The following is a 14,927-nucleotide window of genomic DNA, read 5'->3' as shown; positions in this document are numbered from 1 at the left end:
CCCTTTTTTGTAATTTCAGATAGTTATTGTCTGCTTTTTAAATTAATTGAGGTAACGTCTTAAGGGTACCTGAAGATATCCAACGTAAGGAGACCGCAGTGAGAACACAGAAAAAATGCATGGGCTATGTCGCTATTGTTGTGGATGATTATGATCGCGCAATTGAATACTACACCACCATGTTAGGCTTTCATCTCGTTGAGGATACACCTCAGCCAGGTAAACGCTGGGTTGTTGTCACCCCTAACCCTGACAGTGATTGTCATCTACTTCTCGCACGAGCATCCAACGAACGTCAGGAATCTTTCATCGGCAACCAGTGCGGAGGACGCGTCTTTCTTTTTCTTCAAACCGACGACTTCTGGCGCGATTACCGCTTGATGAGGGCGAAGGGCGTGCATTTCTGCGAGGAACCGCGCAAGGAAGAATACGGAATGGTTGTGGTTTTTGAAGATATCTATGGCAACCGGTGGGATCTATACCAGAACGCCTGACTAAATGACCGCCGTCAGGCGGTTATCTGTTGCACTTTTCCCGCATTCGGTTTTACGGGTAATTTACCGCTCGCTTCCCCACTAGACCAAGGCATCATTGGAAATGAATAAAAAAAACCCGCTCAAAGCGGATAATAAATAAAATGTGGGTGGCGTATATTGGGGTATCCAAGCCGCCCTTAAACACTTTAAATCCAAAAAACCCACCAAATCGAGGGAGATCGTCGGCAAGATAATTAATGCCTCATCCCAGGCGGGACAGGTAGGCAACCCTGACCTGGCAGTCTACGGCGCAACCAAGTTTGCCGTACGGGGGATTACCCAAACGGCCGCCCGCGACTTGGCTAAACTCGGCGTTACCGTCAATGCCTATTGCCCGGGTATTGTGCGTACGCCAATGATGGAGAACATCGCCAAGAAAGTCGCTGATGAAAATAAGCAGTCGCTGGAGTGGGGTCTGCAGCAGTGGGCAAAAACGGTCGCGCTGGGCCGGATATCCGAGCCGGAAGACGTGGCGGCCTGTGTATCTTATCTAGCGGGGCCCGACTCAGACTATATGACCGGACAAGCGTTGATAATTGATGGCGGCATGGTATTCAACTAATAGTGTTTCGATAATAAAAGCGCGCCTGCACGCTAACCGTGGGTAGGTGCGCTGAAGCGGTCAGCGACTGTTTACGTCAGGAACCTGCCGCGTTATGCCAGTCTGCTACACCCAGTCTGCTACAAATAGTAGAGGGCGTGTAAACGAGTCCAATAAATCGTCCGCACCCCCGGTTTCTACTACGGGGATGTTCACATATCCCGCATAAGAATGTTCTATCAGTCAGAATAAGACTAAACATATAAATATTTTTTCCAAAAAATAAAACATGAATTTTTTTGATTTTATTTATAAAGTTATCATGACTCGTTGGCAGAGAAAGGATTGATGTTATGTCTAAAAAAAACATTGCAGTGATCGGAGCCGGTATATTGGGACTTTCCGTGGCGCGTTCACTTGTGCGTAAAGGGGCAAACGTGACGCTGTTTGAACGTAGCCATATCGGTGCCGGAACCAGCACAACCACATTTGCATGGATTAACTCTAACGGAAAAGAACCGCTGAGTTACCACCTGCTCAATTCAGCGGCTATTGATGAACATATAAAACTACAGCAAGAGTCGACATCGAGCGTGCGCTGGCTGATTAAATCGGGAACGTACGAATGGGCAAGTAATGATGCCGATCAGAAAAGATTGGACCAACGCGCCAAACAATTGATTGCGTTGCATTATCCGGCCCAAAAAATAGAACCCAAAATAATGCAGACGAGCATTCCTGAGATACGGTTGGATCCCCGTGCTGGTGACATCTGGCATTTTCCCTCCGAATGCCTGCTCTATCCGACCTTGCTGCTGGCAAGACTATGGACAGAGGCCCGTGATTATGGCGCCCGGTTAGAAATAAACAGCGATGTGGTCGACCTCAATGAAAACAGCGACGGAGCCACTCTCACACTGGCCGATGGCCGTCGCTGGCAGGGAGATAACGTCGTGATGGCAACCGGCCGCTGGTCGCAAGAGTTAATGTCTGTGCTGGGGCAAAAATTTGCCATGATTGATGCCAATAAAGCAGATAAGATTGCCTGCGGTTTTCTTACTTATACCCAGCCCCAGTTCGTTCAGTTGCATGCTAATCTGATCACGCCGGGGCTCAATATCCGTCCTGAGGGCGGCGGACGACTGTTGTTACAGGCTCCCGATCTCGATAGTCATGCTAATCCATCATTACCGCCACCAGCAGAGGGATTTATCGGACAGGAGTTCTTGCGTCGCCTGCGCCGGCGATTTGAAAATACCGATCATGCACAAATTGAACGTATTGCTATCGGACAACGCTCGCGTCCGGCCGATGGTCTTCCCGCTATCGGGTATGTCACGCCGTTTCAGCACGTATATCTGATGGTAACACATAGCGGAATGACCCTGGCGCCGTTGCTGGGGAGGCTTTGCGCGGAGGAACTCATGGAGCAAAAACGTTCGCCGCTCCTTAAGGATTTTTCACCTGAACGACTGCTGGGTAAAACGGCAGACGATTTCCCCGCGCTTGCGACACTTCATTATCCGGCTGCACAGTAACTGTCAACATGTGGCCGTTAAAAGCCGTTTAACACTGTCGGTGCCACGTAGGTAAGCGATCTGCGCAGCAGTCACAGCCGATAGCCCAGCACAATCATGATGCACAGTCCTATACCGAATGCGGCCAGGAGCAGTTTGGCCTTTTATCCGATCCCTACATTTTCCAGCACGATGTTAAGGACATCACTTCGTTGTAAAAACGGCACTTTCCCCGGCCATGTCATTAGCACTGGGTGACGTTACACCTCCAATAATCAATTCACTGCCACGTTGAGCGGCAATGGCATAGGCAATGGCACTTGACAGATCACGTGAATATACACGGAGGGGAACCATCAAGGTGTCTGGGATCTGTTTTTCGTTGAGGACGGCATTGATCATCAGGGGTGCGCCAACCTGCGCGATGGGATCCCCTATGATGGCCAGAAGTTGGAGTGTTTAGGGGATAATATATCCTTCATGTATGTTTTCTCAGCACACAACTGCGTAAATTCTTGTCAACAATGACAATTTCTGTATTAATAATGATTATCATTCACTGTTAATAATCATACGGACTTCTGTCGTGTTAACCCGAAGAAAGTTACTACTGGCAGGCATGACATTACTCCCAGCGGCATATTCACTGGGTTCAGGTTCAGGCCATCTACTGCAGTTGAAAATCGTGTCACTTGACCTTGCCATTACGGAAAGCCTGCTGGGTCTCGGCATTGCCCCAATCGCCGTAGCGAATAAACGCTGGTATCAAAAATTTATCATTAATCCTCAACTGCCCGATAGCGTGCAGGAAGCTGGACTGCCCAACGAGCCTAATCTGGAACTGCTGGAGACACTCAGGCCAGACATCATTCTGTGCTCACACGCTCAGGCGCAGGTAAATTCTCGGCTGCAGCAAATTGCGCCCGTTGCGGCAATGGATATTTTCAGCCCTAACCGTTCACCCTGGCTGGCTGCTCAGCAGATGATCACGCGTTTAGGGAATTATGCGTCGGTCACCCGCGCGTCGCAAAAACTGAACGCAAAGGCTTCAGACCAGTTGACGGCAACGGGTTCAGCCTTGAAAAAATATCGGGGGCGCCCACTTTTTCTGGCGCGAATTAACGACGATGGTCGCCATCTATTGCTTTTTGGACGTAAGGGAATGTATGACGACCTGCTGAAAAGAATGGGTTTCCAAAATGCCTATGAGGGGAACACCAACTCCTGGGGCGGCGCCGTTGTCGGACTGGATTATTTACTAAAGCAACCCGATGCACGTCTGATTTTTTTCAGTAATCGACAAGAAAGGAGCAATGTAAACGATCTGTTTTCTTCCCCCTTGTGGCAGGCTATTCCGCTGATTAAAGAAGGCCGTTACAGTAGAATGAGCCGATTGTACCCTAGCGGTGGACTCCTCTGTGCAATGCACTTTCTCAACGAACTCGAAAGGGCAATGAAGGAGCAGAACGTTTGATACCCTTAACATACTCCAGAAGTTATTTGATCTTGACTGCCCTGCTGCTGCTGGGATCTGGCCTGTTTTTTACCCATAACATCGCGCTTATGCCACTTAGCGATCTCCTTGCGGCGGTGTGGTCGCCAGACGGAGACTCGTACCCGCAGCTGATGTTTCACTACAGTACGCTACCGCGACTGGCAGTCAGCCTTCTCGCCGGTGCGGCATTAAGCCTTGCAGGATTTATTTTCCAGCAGGTGCTGCGTAACCCCCTGGCAGAACCCGCAACGTTGGGTATTTCGGCCGGGGCCTGGCTAGCGCTGGTAATATGTGGTCTTTGGTTCCCGGTTGTTCTCATGGTGGGTCGCGAATGGGTCGCGTTCGTCGGTTCGGCACTGACGCTGTCACTGGTGATGATGCTGGCGAGAAAGCGGGAGTTGTCCCCCCTGTCACTGATATTGGGAGGCATGGTTGTCACGCTGTTCTTCTCCAGCGTCAGTGCGGTGCTTGTACTGTTCAATCATGCCGCACTCATGGATCTCTTTCTCTGGCAGACCGGTTCACTGGTCCAGAATGACTGGCTGACGGCGCGCTGGCTGGTCACACAGTTAACCATTGCGCTGTTGCTGCTGGTTACACTCATCCGGCCACTTAGCCTGTTAGGTCTGAATGAACAGACCGCACACAGTGTTGGCCTCTCGGTACGTTATGCCAGGTTACTATTACTGCTGCTGGCAGTCTGGCTGAGCTCAATGGTCGTCAGCAGGATAGGCGTCATCAGCTTTATTGGCCTTGCTGCGCCTGCAGCGGTCAGGCTGACCGGCATCAGACGTCTTCCCATACGTTTGATTCTGGTTCCTGTGACGGGGGCGCTGATGCTGACCTTTGCTGATGTGCTGGTTCAGGCGTTAAGTCAGGTTGTGAATACAGACATCCCCGCAGGTCTGGCAACCGCATTGACTGGTGCGCCGTTGCTACTGATACTCATACCGCGCTTGCGCGAGCGGCATTACACTGTTTCTTCCGCACCTGCGCAACGGCGCGTCCGCACACCCGGGCGATTACTGGTGGTGATGTCTGTGTTACTGCTTTTGATGGTGTGGTTTGCTGTTGCCTTTGGGCGTCTTCCTAGCGGCTGGACATGGTCCACGGGTGAATCGTTTCAGCACCTAATGACCTGGCGCGCACCGCGAGTGCTGGCTGCCATCGCTTCTGGCGCAATGTTGGCGATTGCGGGCACCCTGATGCAGAGAATGACGGCGAATGCGATGGCCAGCCCTGAAGTACTGGGTATCAGCTCAGGTTCTGCATTGGGGGTGGTGATACTGTTTATGTTCACCGGTGCGCTCAACCCAGCGACACTCTTATTCGCCGCCACCGCTGGCGCGTTGGCAACACTGGCAATGATAGTGGCGCTCAGTCGTAAAGCTCACTTCTCACCAGAGCGCGTTTTGCTAACCGGCATGGCCACCGGCACGGCGTGTAATGCGATAACGGCGCTTTATATTGCTAGCGGAGATGATCGTTCCCTATTCCTGCTCAACTGGATGGCCGGCTCGACCTACCGCGTCACCCCGACGGAAGTCGGCCCTGCGTTGATGATATTACTGGTAACGCTGCTGATACTGCCCTTGCTGGTCCGCTGGCTTGACCGTTTTCCCCTTGGGGAAACGGTGATGCGCTCGATTGGAATGTCAGTGTCCTATAGCAGATTAATCATATTACTACTGGCCGCGTTGCTGAGCGCCAGCGCAACGCTACTGACCGGGCCACTAAGCTTCGTCGGATTGATTGCCCCACATTTGGTCGTGATGATGGGATTCCAGCGTGGGCTTAGTCGATTATTGGCGTCGGCGCTGACGGGGGCGATGTTGCTGCTGTTTGCCGACTGGATCGGACGAAACCTTATTTATCCCTGGCAAATTCCGGCTGGATTATGTGCCACTTTTATTGGTTCGCCTTATTTTATGTATATGATGCGACGTCAGAATAGGTAATGCCATGCTTAAACTGTTTGAAATGCACACCGATCCCCGTTTTTATCCGCTGTTAAACGGGATTGTCCTACTTGAAGAAGCGAAGGCAACATGCGTACAGCTTCTGCCTGCCACCCAACTGACTGATCCCTATTTTATAGGACGACAGCTAGGCTTTTTCGCACGGCAGCGTGGTTGGCAACAGCAGGACATCAGCGCGGTGGCGTCGATGTGGAGCAAAAGTTACCTGTCGCTTTTTACCGGGGGATGGTTGATCGCCCGGGTGCTGCTGGACAAAGAAATTGTGGCTCACCCAGCCCGTCTCTTGCTCGCGCACAATGAGGCCGGGCTGGTAACGTCCGTTGTCGTGCCGAATCAGGGCAAGAACGCGGCCCCGGTCAGCTCGGTGAATGATTTTACCCCGCTGTTTCGCCAGCATATTACCCCCCACTTTACGTCACTGTCTGAGGTGGCGGGGGTTAACGTCGCTGTATTATGGAGTAATGTTGCCAGCGGAGTGGATACCCTGTTCAGGCTGCTAAGTGCTTCCGGTCAGCTTTCGCCGGAAAAGCAGGAAGCGATGAGTAGATTATTTACTGAAAAATATTGGCCAGACGGTGAACGAAACCTGCTGTACAGGCCGGTATTTACGCGGAAATCGCCAACCGGCGAGACTATCCGGTTACGTAAAGGGTGCTGTCTGCGCTATTTGCTGCCAGAAATGGGGTATTGCAAGAATTGCTGCCTGCCACAAGCATGGCAGGCAAATTTTCCAACAGCTACCACTGATAGCTGATACCCCCAATGGCCGAGCGCTCGTCACCGTAGCGGCAAACCGTGTTGCAGAAGAGATACTTCTCGTTGGTCAGGTTCTGGACTTTGAGGGAAACGGTCAAGTTAGTGACCGGCTGGTAACTGACCTTGGTATCAAAAAGCGTGTAAGCCGGGATCTTATCATTACTTATTGAAGGCGAGGTTTTTGTTGTCCCCATATAACGAGCCCCCGCCCCCAACGTCACCTTCGGCAGCCCTATGCTTGTCAGTCGGTAATCACTCCAGATACTCGCCGTGTGATAAGGCACACCTTCGACTCGACTGCCCTGTTTCACCGGGTCATTATCTTTCGTCACACGGGCATCGGTATAAGCGTACGAGGTAATGACATTAAGATTCGAGGTCACTTCACTTTTTACTTCAAACTCCAGGCCACGGGAACGCACCTCTCCAGTCTGCACGTTATAGCTGCTGTCAACAGGATCCGTGGTAAGCGCGTTAGTTTGTGTGAGCTGGTAAACAGCCACGCTTAACATCGTTTTGCTTTGCGGCGGCTGAAAACGAATGCCCGCTTCGTATTGTTCACCTTCTGTCGGTTTGAAACTGTTGCCTTCCCGGTCAATCCCTGATGAGGGGTTAAATGACTGGCTATAGCTGACAAATGGCGCCAAGCCATGGTCTGCCAGATACACTGCGCCAATACGTCCCGTCGGTTTATGGTCGCTCTGGATCGTTTTTATCTGATTGGCATGTTGAGTTGTTCTGCTTTGCGACCAGTCATTACGACCACTGAGCAACAGCACCCACTTATTGTCCCAGGTGATTTGATCTTGTAGGTAAACCCCTAATTGATCGCTGGTCAGCCGCGATCCGCTGTCAGAAGCGCTAACCACAGGAATATTCCCGTACTGAATCTGTGTCAGATCGAGAGACGAACCCAACCCGATATAACGTGCAGAGTCATAGGTCTTATGATAATAATCAGTCCCCACCATGACCTGATGTTCCCAGTTACCCGAGCCCAACGTCCACGTCAGATTGCTGTCAGTGGTCAGGCCCGTTGAGTGCTCGTGGCGCTTACTGTAGTAACGTGTCAGCGTGTTACCGCGAATGGCATAGGCGTTCATATAATCAAAATCGCCCTCTGCGTCCATATAACGTAATGCGTGACTCATTTTCATCGTATCTGAAAACTGGTGAGTGAACAGATAACTAACGCTCTTCATCTCAGTGTTAAATTGATCAAAGTCCGGTTCCCCGACAAATTGGTCTCGCTGAATTTTTGTCCCGGGCGTTTTGCTATAGGTCGTCATGTTGTAATCCAGAGGAGTGGCAAATTTGGTTTTGATTTTTTGATAACTCGCCAGCAACGTCAGACTGGTGTCATCATTGGGTCGCCAGGTAAATGCCGGTGCCAGATACTGCTTATCATCGTTGATATAGTCCGTCTGAGTATCACTGTCGCGCAGTAGACCGGTTAAGCGATAAGAATATTTTCCCTCGTCATCGATTGGGCCTGAAAAATCGCCAGAGATCTGTTTACGGTCAAAACTACCGTATTCCAGATTAAGTTCATGCCATGGCATAGAGGTGGGTCGTTTGGTTACCGCATTAATTAAGCCACCGGGTGACAACTGCCCATATAACACCGAGGCAGCGCCTTTTATCATTTCCAGACGCTCAAATGCATAAGGATCGAGACCACCATCATAGACGCTGGCCTGCATTTTCATGCCGTCTTTTAATATGCCGCCCGTGCCGGAGCCAACGTTAAAACCACGGATAGTATAGTCATCGGCTAGGCGGCTAAACCCGTTTGGTTGTGCTATAAAACCGGGCGTATATTTAAACGCATCGGCAAAGGTGTCGGTCTGCCGAGCTTTCATTTCATCTGCCGTCACGACTGAAACGGACTGCGGCGTACGGATGATCGGTGTATCGGTTTTTGTCGCGCTAAGGTTTTTGGTCGCGACATACCCCTGAAGGTAGTCTGTGCTGTCTTCCGGGGCGACAGCTGTCACCGTGATGATCTCATCTGCGGTTTCAGCATGCGCAAGTGCACTTACCACGATAGCAGATGTCATCAGGAGAATTACAGGTTTAACCGAGGGTATAACCCTTGCGCATACAGGACGGAAATTCATCAATAACCCCAATAGAAATGATAATTAGTATCATTAATATTCTCATACTTATTGTTACATTTAAAGTGAATAAAGTCCCTGTAGATTCAATTGTTCAATGAAACAACCCTGCTAAAACAAGGGGTAGCGGCAGATTATTGAATGTTTACATGTGAACCTGAGAGTCTTTACGCCAATCTTTGAGAAACCAGCCCGAGGGCTGGTTTCTTGGCTTTTAAGGTATTCAGGATTCTTGAACCCCATCGACTTCCTCTATACATTTTACCCCCTCAGCAGTACGTACCCAGTGCGGCGCCCGTAGTTTCTCGGCGAAATACACCACCACGTCGAACACTAATCCGGCAAGAATGGGCTCCATCTCCAGCGATAATGTCCGTTGCAACAACAACCGCGCCAGCCAGGTTTTCACAATGGCCTGCCAGAACGGTGAAATCGGTGGTTGAATCGAAAGGAATGGAAAGGAATGGGCAGTAACGCATGAGTTTGAGTGGGGATAGTCGCTATAGGCAGCCTCCAGTGAGTAAACAAAAAAGCGCAGACCGCGCCATGTGTCGTCAGTGAAGGATTTCAGGAGGTCAATCCCAGCGCCTGATTTTGCAGGTGCAACGGTTTTACGCTCCAGTGAAATACGTTTCATCGAGTGTCCCCATCACCCCATTAGTGTTTTTAAAGCTCAAAAATGGAACTATAACTGAAGGGAAAAGCGGCATAACGGACTTTTTATGAGTTCATTAGGACTTCCTCATACTGTTATACTGCCGGACCGTTTACATTTAGGTGTTTAACAGTGGGATTAGTCATTCAGGGACATCAAGTCATTGTGGATCACTCTTGCCAGGACTGGCTGATGACGAACGCTGAGGGTAATCCGACGATTGAAAATATCGGCGATCTCCGGATCTATTCGGTTTTCAGGCGTCTGCGCTTATCTCGTAAGATGCAGCGTAACCGTCAGCAGCGTCAAGTAGGTGACAACTGCCCTTTGATTTATGCGCTTAAAGCAAAAGAAGGTCTTACGGCGGACATAACGAGCATAGTTAGGCTAAGTAAAAGCTTTGCTAGAATAGCCGAGAAAATTTCGCAGCTTGAACCACAGGGCTATCAGCTTGTTATATCTATGCCTTCCGCCCATCAGATAAGCAAAGTAGTTGGAAAGCGGTTTGCTCGGCGATTTAGCGCTCCTCATATCTTCACGGCTTTTCGAAAGATCACGGTCGATGAGGCATTTCGGCTTGTTGACAGAGCTGACGTCAGTGTGGAAGAAGCAAAATCGTTAGCTTACCAGGTGAAATTACAGTCCAGAGAGGTTGGTCTGGCAGGAGATTTCTCCCTTAAAGGTATCTCTCCAGCATTACGCGAAGCTATACCGCCTTTGGCATGGAATGTCGTTCCGCAACTGAATTTTCATCCTCAGCGTATCCTCCTTGTGGACGACCTTTTGGCTTCCGGCACCACACTAAATACGGCTGCATGTATTGTTCAGCAGCATTATCCGGGGGCAACGGTACATGCCGCCTGTCTGTTTAGTTCTGCCGGAAGATAGCTGCTATGCTTGATCAGAAATGGGTAAGCGTGTATAAATATCTTATAGAGTGTGTTTGAGTCTCCCCGCTCTTTAAATCCAGATGAGACCCGCGTAGGCACCTTGGCTGGGGTCGGTTCGTAAAGAACAAGTATCCAGTTGATTAGGCAGCGGCTAATCCTTCAGTCTTTATAGGCTGTCGAAAGTAATGTTGAAAGGAGAGCGCAAGCTCTCCTTTCGGCTTTTTTGAGAAACCGGCAAGAATGGGCTCCATCTCCAGCGATAATGTCCGTTGCGACAACAACCGCGCCAGCGTCTGACTGTACCCGCAGAGCAGATCGGCATCGGGCTCAAAACGCGACGAGGTCATGAGACGCTCATCCACGGTCAGGCTGCCAATCAGATGAAGCGGAATGGGGTCGTCCAACGCGATATCCCTTTACTGAATTCATGGCAAGCCTTATCGCTTACTCAGGCCATATCCGGGCGTTGAACTCATCAGGTGGTTCTGGTTTCATAGTCGGTTAGCTGTCCTTTAAGGAAGCGAGAGAAACTGACCTAACGGCATAAACAGACCAGTCTTCAAGATGCCAAGTGGTTGTAATACGTAAAAACGGACAAAAAGCGTTTTTATCACCAATCTGGTGTGTTTAAAGTCATCATCTTGAGTCGTATCATCACAAATGAGCGTTTTACTCGTGCGAATCGTATGCAGAAAAAAAACATTATTTAGCTTTATTTCATTGATGGGAAAATTATGAACTGGTTTTATATATTGTATTTCATCGTCTAAAACAGAGATAAAACAATTGGACACATTCAATAAATGGCAGACAAGATAGGTGTATTTTTGGATAATATTATCACGCCGTTTATCCTCAGTCTTTGAGGCTTCGATCGCGGCATGTCTTTTGGCTTTATCGGTGGATAGGTTGTATTTTCTTATTCAGTTTTTGTGCCAGCACCCCCAAAATTCTGTAATAGCCCGCAATAATCCGCGTAAAAAATACCGGCCTGGTGATAAAAAAACGGGCGAGCATGACATCATATCGCGGGATTGCGCAGGATTGTTTTGCCGGTATCCGCTATGCTAGAACGCATTCACCTTTTTCACCACGACACAACATTTCAGAGGAACTGTATGAACAGCCCTCACTGGTTGACGAAGATACGGACCCTTGTTTTATTTACCATAATGTTAATTAGTACTTTTCTGCTGATCAGTTGGAGCAGTTACGAAGTGGCGCGGCAATCCCTTAACAAAGAAATCGAAGAGAACACCCTGCCCCTCACCAGTGATAATGTTTATTCAGAAATTCAGCAAGACCTGTTGAAACCCATCTTTATATCATCGCTGATGGCCCACGATACCTTCGTGCGCGATTGGGTGTTGGATCACGAAAAGGATCCGAATGCGATGATCCGTTATCTCAATGAGATAGACAATCGTTTTGGTACTATCTTTTCATTTTTCGTCTCCGATAAAACCGGCCAGTACTATGACCCTAAACGGATACTTGAGACGGTATCCAAGAATACCCAGCAGGATCGTTGGTTCTACCAGGTTAAAAGTCTGCCAGCGGACCAATCCTATTTAATCGATGTTCGCCTGGATCCAGAAGATCACACCCATCTAGATGTATTCGTTAACCATAAGGTTCACGACTATCAGGGAAACTTTATCGGCGTTACCGGTATCGGTATTTCAGTTGAAAAGGTTAAGTTACTGATTGAAAAATATGAACGGCGCTATAACCGGACTATCTATTTTGTGGATAAAAGCGGACAGGTGGTTCTGCATGGACAATCCTTCCAACGCGCGGCGAATATACGGCAACAACCCGGACTAGGTCCCTTAACCACCGCCATCCTCACCGTTCCCGGTGGACGCTATCAATATTGGGCACATGACCGTGAAGTGCTACTCAATACCCGTTTGTTACCGGAGTTCGATTGGTATTTGATGGTGGAACAAAATCATCATCCCCAGGAACGGGTGCTGTTCATCACCCTGCTGAAAAACCTGGGCATCGGGGTGGTGGTCAGCATATTATTTTTATTTTTACTGTGGCTGACGATCGGCAAGTATCATCGCCGGCTGGAGCAAATGGCGACCACGGATAATCTCACCGGCATCATGAACCGCCAGGCATTTGAACTCCAGTTCCTTCGCCTGCGCTCGAACGCGTTGCACCAAGGCAAATCGGCTACCCTGGCAATAATCGATATCGATCATTTCAAACCTATTAACGATTTTCTTGGCCATAGTATTGGCGATCTGGCCATTCAGCACGTTGCCCGGTTGATACAAACATCCCTGCGATACTCTGACGGACTATGCCGCTGGGGCGGAGATGAATTTGTGATTTTGATGCCGGGGTGCAACAACGAGCAGGCCCAGGCGCGCATGCAAACCCTGTCCAAATTGATTGAACAGTCGCCGTTGATCTCGGGAAGCAAAACCATACCGGTCACCATAAGCTGCGGTGTGGCGGAACTCCAAGGCAAAGAAGGATTAAAATCCTTAGTCAATCGGGCGGATATTGCGTTATATCGAGCCAAGCAGCAAGGGCGGAATCGAGTCGTTAAGGAGGATGAATAAAGGGTAGGATCTGCGCCGAGTGAATGTGGCTAATGGGCGAAACGTATATCAGAATCAGGGGCCAGTGGAAATATCACAGTCAGACAGAATAAGTACCTGAATAACCTTGTGGAGCAGAACCACCGGAATATCAAACGCAGGATAAGGCAAGTGCTGGGATTCAAATCGTTTCAGCGGACGCAGACGATATTGGCGGACATTGAGCGGATCCACATGATACGCAAGGGGCAATATCAGCATCCGGACGGGGACGGACTGTACCCGGCAGAACCGTTTTACCTGCTGGCTACCTGAAAAACAGACAATGCAACTTTTGCTGACCTGTGCCACTAATGCGACAGAACCCACCAGCCGGAGTCTGGACAAGACGGATTAGCCACCCGCCTTGTCGTATCATGTTACAAGGGCAGGACCCCAGCCTCATTTTGAAAAACCGTCAGGTTGTCGGACGCCGTTTGCAAAGCGATACGGACCGGAAAAGCAGCGGCTTGAGAAGGATATCGGTCGCCTTGATGTCCGCTTAAATCGGTATTAACCAATCCGGGGCAGACGGATACAGCGGTTATTGCCGTGTCTTTTAGTTCTGCGTTGAGCTGAATGGTCAGCATGTTAAGTGCCGCTTTCGACGCGTTATAGCCGATGAGTTTCACATTATAAAACGGCCATTCAGGATCGTTATTCAGCGTGAGTGAACCCAGACTGCTGGAGATGTTTACAATCCGTCCAGCTGAGGACTGTCTTAACAAGGGCAGCATCGCCTGAATTACCGCGAGGGGACCGATAAAATTGGTTTCCAGTTCACGACGTACCGCATCCAGCGAGGTGCTTCCCGGCACGCCATCGCGGTCATCTGCAATGCCAGCGTTATTGACAAGAATATCCAGGCGGCCATGTGCGTTTTCGATAAATTGCACCGCCGCAGCGATATTATCTTCGTCGCAAACATCAATCTGAATAAATGAAACATCCAGTCCTTCATTACTCAATGCGTCTGCCGCTACTTTACCGCGCACGGCATCACGAGCGCCAAGCAATACCCTCGTCCCAGCCTGTGCCAGCTGCTTAGCGATTTCATAACCGATACCTTTGTTGCTGCCTGTAACCAGCGCAATTGAAACAGTCATCATAAACTCCTTGGGCTTCATCGGTGAATGTGGTTTGATTAATAATATGGATAATCCTTCACCAAATGAATTCGCGTATGACTCTTGTCTCTATACCCAACCAGAATCCGCGCAGAACGCCGCGTCAGAGGCGATCATCAGCCACCGTCGACGTTATTCTTGAAGCCACGATTCAGGTTTTACTCTGCACAGGAACGTCACAAGTGACGACCACACTCGTCGCCGAGCGGGCGGGCGTATCGGTGGGTTCACTCTACCAATATTTTCCTAACAAGCAGGCGCTGTTCTTTGCATTAAACGACCGCTATTTAGATCGACTCGCCGAGCGGATTGAAGAACTATGCCTTACGTTACATGGCGCGCCTTATGCCAGCATGGCTGAGGGCATCATTAGTGAATACATCAAAATAAAAACAGAACGATACGACCTAACTTGCGCACTTTATCGCGCAGCTGCAGATATCGATGTGAGTAAGATTGTGGAAATCATGTGTCGGCGTATTGAGGTGGCCAGTGAAACGATGTTTGCTACGGCGTCGGATGCTAAATTCCATAATCTTTCTTCGCTCAACGTGACGCTGATGAATGTACTTTTTGGTACGGTACGAACTTTTTTTAACCGGAACAGTCCGGAACTTCTGAATAGTCAGTTGCAAGAACAGCTAATAATAATGTTCTGCACCTACCTTCGTGGGTCGACACGACCGGACCAACCAATATAATACTCTTTCTTTG

General features: G+C 49.5%; 13 protein-coding genes and 2 pseudogenes. 10 read left to right on the top strand and 5 right to left on the bottom strand.

Features of this window, described 5'->3' with window-relative positions; all coding sequences use genetic code 11:
• The first annotated feature begins 98 nt into the window (after positions 1-98).
• The 3 genes and pseudogenes from SJI19_RS06840 (at position 99) to SJI19_RS06830 (ending at position 2,615) form a co-directional block, all read left to right on the top strand.
• Complete coding sequence (locus SJI19_RS06840; protein ID WP_323477513.1) at positions 99-494, top strand: VOC family protein; 396 nt, start codon at positions 99-101, stop codon at positions 492-494.
• A 142-nt stretch (positions 495-636) separates the two neighbouring features.
• Positions 637-1,098, top strand: a pseudogene (locus SJI19_RS06835) (SDR family oxidoreductase); the annotation flags it as partial.
• Positions 1,099-1,430: 332 nt separating this feature from the next.
• Positions 1,431-2,615, top strand: a complete 1,185-nt coding sequence (locus SJI19_RS06830) for an FAD-binding oxidoreductase (protein WP_323477512.1) — start codon at positions 1,431-1,433, stop codon at positions 2,613-2,615.
• Positions 2,616-2,798: 183 nt separating this feature from the next.
• Here the strand turns inward: SJI19_RS06830 and SJI19_RS06825 are convergent, their stop codons facing one another.
• The gene (locus tag SJI19_RS06825; RefSeq protein WP_323477511.1) at positions 2,799-2,996 is read right to left on the bottom strand and encodes a hypothetical protein; all 198 of its coding nucleotides are present in this window, start codon (positions 2,994-2,996) and stop codon (positions 2,799-2,801) included.
• Between the two features lie 283 nt (positions 2,997-3,279).
• Between SJI19_RS06825 and SJI19_RS06820 the strand changes: the two genes are divergently transcribed.
• The 3 genes from SJI19_RS06820 to fhuF are packed head-to-tail and all read left to right on the top strand — an operon-like array spanning position 3,280 to position 6,822.
• Positions 3,280-4,068 (top strand): ABC transporter substrate-binding protein, encoded by a 789-nt coding sequence (locus tag SJI19_RS06820; protein ID WP_323477544.1) that lies wholly within the window; start codon positions 3,280-3,282, stop codon positions 4,066-4,068.
• Complete coding sequence (fhuB, locus tag SJI19_RS06815; RefSeq protein WP_323477510.1) at positions 4,065-6,047, top strand: Fe(3+)-hydroxamate ABC transporter permease FhuB; 1,983 nt, start codon at positions 4,065-4,067, stop codon at positions 6,045-6,047. Before SJI19_RS06820 ends, fhuB begins: the two co-directional genes overlap by 4 nt.
• A gap of 4 nt (positions 6,048-6,051) precedes the next feature.
• Complete coding sequence (gene fhuF / locus SJI19_RS06810) at positions 6,052-6,822, top strand: siderophore-iron reductase FhuF (protein WP_323477509.1); 771 nt, start codon at positions 6,052-6,054, stop codon at positions 6,820-6,822.
• On the opposite strand, the gene SJI19_RS06805 is transcribed toward fhuF, so the two are convergent.
• On the bottom strand, positions 6,806-8,884 hold the full coding sequence (locus SJI19_RS06805; protein ID WP_323477508.1) for a TonB-dependent siderophore receptor: 2,079 nt from the start codon (positions 8,882-8,884) through the stop codon (positions 6,806-6,808). The genes fhuF and SJI19_RS06805 overlap by 17 nt on opposite strands.
• Positions 8,885-9,167: 283 nt before the next feature.
• Positions 9,168-9,581 (bottom strand): hypothetical protein, encoded by a 414-nt coding sequence (locus SJI19_RS06800; protein WP_323477507.1) that lies wholly within the window; start codon positions 9,579-9,581, stop codon positions 9,168-9,170.
• A 210-nt stretch (positions 9,582-9,791) separates the two neighbouring features.
• Between SJI19_RS06800 and SJI19_RS06795 the strand changes: the two genes are divergently transcribed.
• Positions 9,792-10,487 carry a phosphoribosyltransferase gene (locus SJI19_RS06795; RefSeq protein WP_323477506.1) on the top strand — a complete coding sequence of 232 codons (696 nt, stop codon included), beginning with the start codon at positions 9,792-9,794 and terminating at the stop codon, positions 10,485-10,487.
• Between the two features lie 142 nt (positions 10,488-10,629).
• Here the strand turns inward: SJI19_RS06795 and SJI19_RS06790 are convergent, their stop codons facing one another.
• Positions 10,630-10,893 carry a hypothetical protein gene (locus SJI19_RS06790; RefSeq protein WP_323477505.1) on the bottom strand — a complete coding sequence of 88 codons (264 nt, stop codon included), beginning with the start codon at positions 10,891-10,893 and terminating at the stop codon, positions 10,630-10,632.
• A 714-nt stretch (positions 10,894-11,607) separates the two neighbouring features.
• Between SJI19_RS06790 and SJI19_RS06785 the strand changes: the two genes are divergently transcribed.
• Both SJI19_RS06785 and SJI19_RS06780 read left to right on the top strand, forming a co-directional pair.
• The gene (locus SJI19_RS06785) at positions 11,608-13,068 is read left to right on the top strand and encodes a diguanylate cyclase (RefSeq protein WP_416347515.1); all 1,461 of its coding nucleotides are present in this window, start codon (positions 11,608-11,610) and stop codon (positions 13,066-13,068) included.
• 72 nt (positions 13,069-13,140) lie between these two features.
• Positions 13,141-13,362, top strand: a pseudogene (locus tag SJI19_RS06780) (DDE-type integrase/transposase/recombinase); the annotation flags it as partial.
• 104 nt (positions 13,363-13,466) lie between these two features.
• On the opposite strand, the gene SJI19_RS06775 reads toward SJI19_RS06780, so the two are convergent.
• Positions 13,467-14,213, bottom strand: a complete 747-nt coding sequence (locus SJI19_RS06775) for an SDR family oxidoreductase (RefSeq protein ID WP_323477503.1) — start codon at positions 14,211-14,213, stop codon at positions 13,467-13,469.
• A gap of 56 nt (positions 14,214-14,269) precedes the next feature.
• On the opposite strand from SJI19_RS06775, the gene SJI19_RS06770 reads away from it, so the two are divergent.
• Positions 14,270-14,914, top strand: a complete 645-nt coding sequence (locus tag SJI19_RS06770; RefSeq protein WP_323477502.1) for a TetR/AcrR family transcriptional regulator — start codon at positions 14,270-14,272, stop codon at positions 14,912-14,914.
• Positions 14,915-14,927: the final 13 nt, after the last annotated feature.

Origin of the sequence: Acerihabitans sp. TG2, from assembly GCF_035013185.1 — a bacterium.
Classification (GTDB): domain Bacteria; phylum Pseudomonadota; class Gammaproteobacteria; order Enterobacterales; family Enterobacteriaceae; genus Acerihabitans.
The sequence above is the reverse complement of the archived record's forward strand: the minus strand, read 5'-3'. Positions and strand labels throughout refer to the sequence as shown.

Excerpts from the sequence above, each read along its gene's own strand:
- SJI19_RS06830 (WP_323477512.1), top strand. The coding sequence starts at position 1,431 with ATGTCTAAAAAAAACATTGCAGTGATCGGAGCCGGTATATTGGGACTT.
- SJI19_RS06825 (WP_323477511.1), bottom strand. The coding sequence starts at position 2,996 with ATGATCAATGCCGTCCTCAACGAAAAACAGATCCCAGACACCTTGATG.
- fhuF (WP_323477509.1), top strand. The coding sequence starts at position 6,052 with ATGCTTAAACTGTTTGAAATGCACACCGATCCCCGTTTTTATCCGCTG.
- SJI19_RS06805 (WP_323477508.1), bottom strand. The coding sequence starts at position 8,884 with ATGACATCTGCTATCGTGGTAAGTGCACTTGCGCATGCTGAAACCGCA.
- SJI19_RS06800 (WP_323477507.1), bottom strand. The coding sequence starts at position 9,581 with ATGAAACGTATTTCACTGGAGCGTAAAACCGTTGCACCTGCAAAATCA.
- SJI19_RS06795 (WP_323477506.1), top strand. The coding sequence starts at position 9,792 with ATGACGAACGCTGAGGGTAATCCGACGATTGAAAATATCGGCGATCTC.
- SJI19_RS06785 (WP_416347515.1), top strand. The coding sequence starts at position 11,608 with ATGAACAGCCCTCACTGGTTGACGAAGATACGGACCCTTGTTTTATTT.
- SJI19_RS06775 (WP_323477503.1), bottom strand. The coding sequence starts at position 14,213 with ATGAAGCCCAAGGAGTTTATGATGACTGTTTCAATTGCGCTGGTTACA.
- SJI19_RS06770 (WP_323477502.1), top strand. The coding sequence starts at position 14,270 with ATGACTCTTGTCTCTATACCCAACCAGAATCCGCGCAGAACGCCGCGT.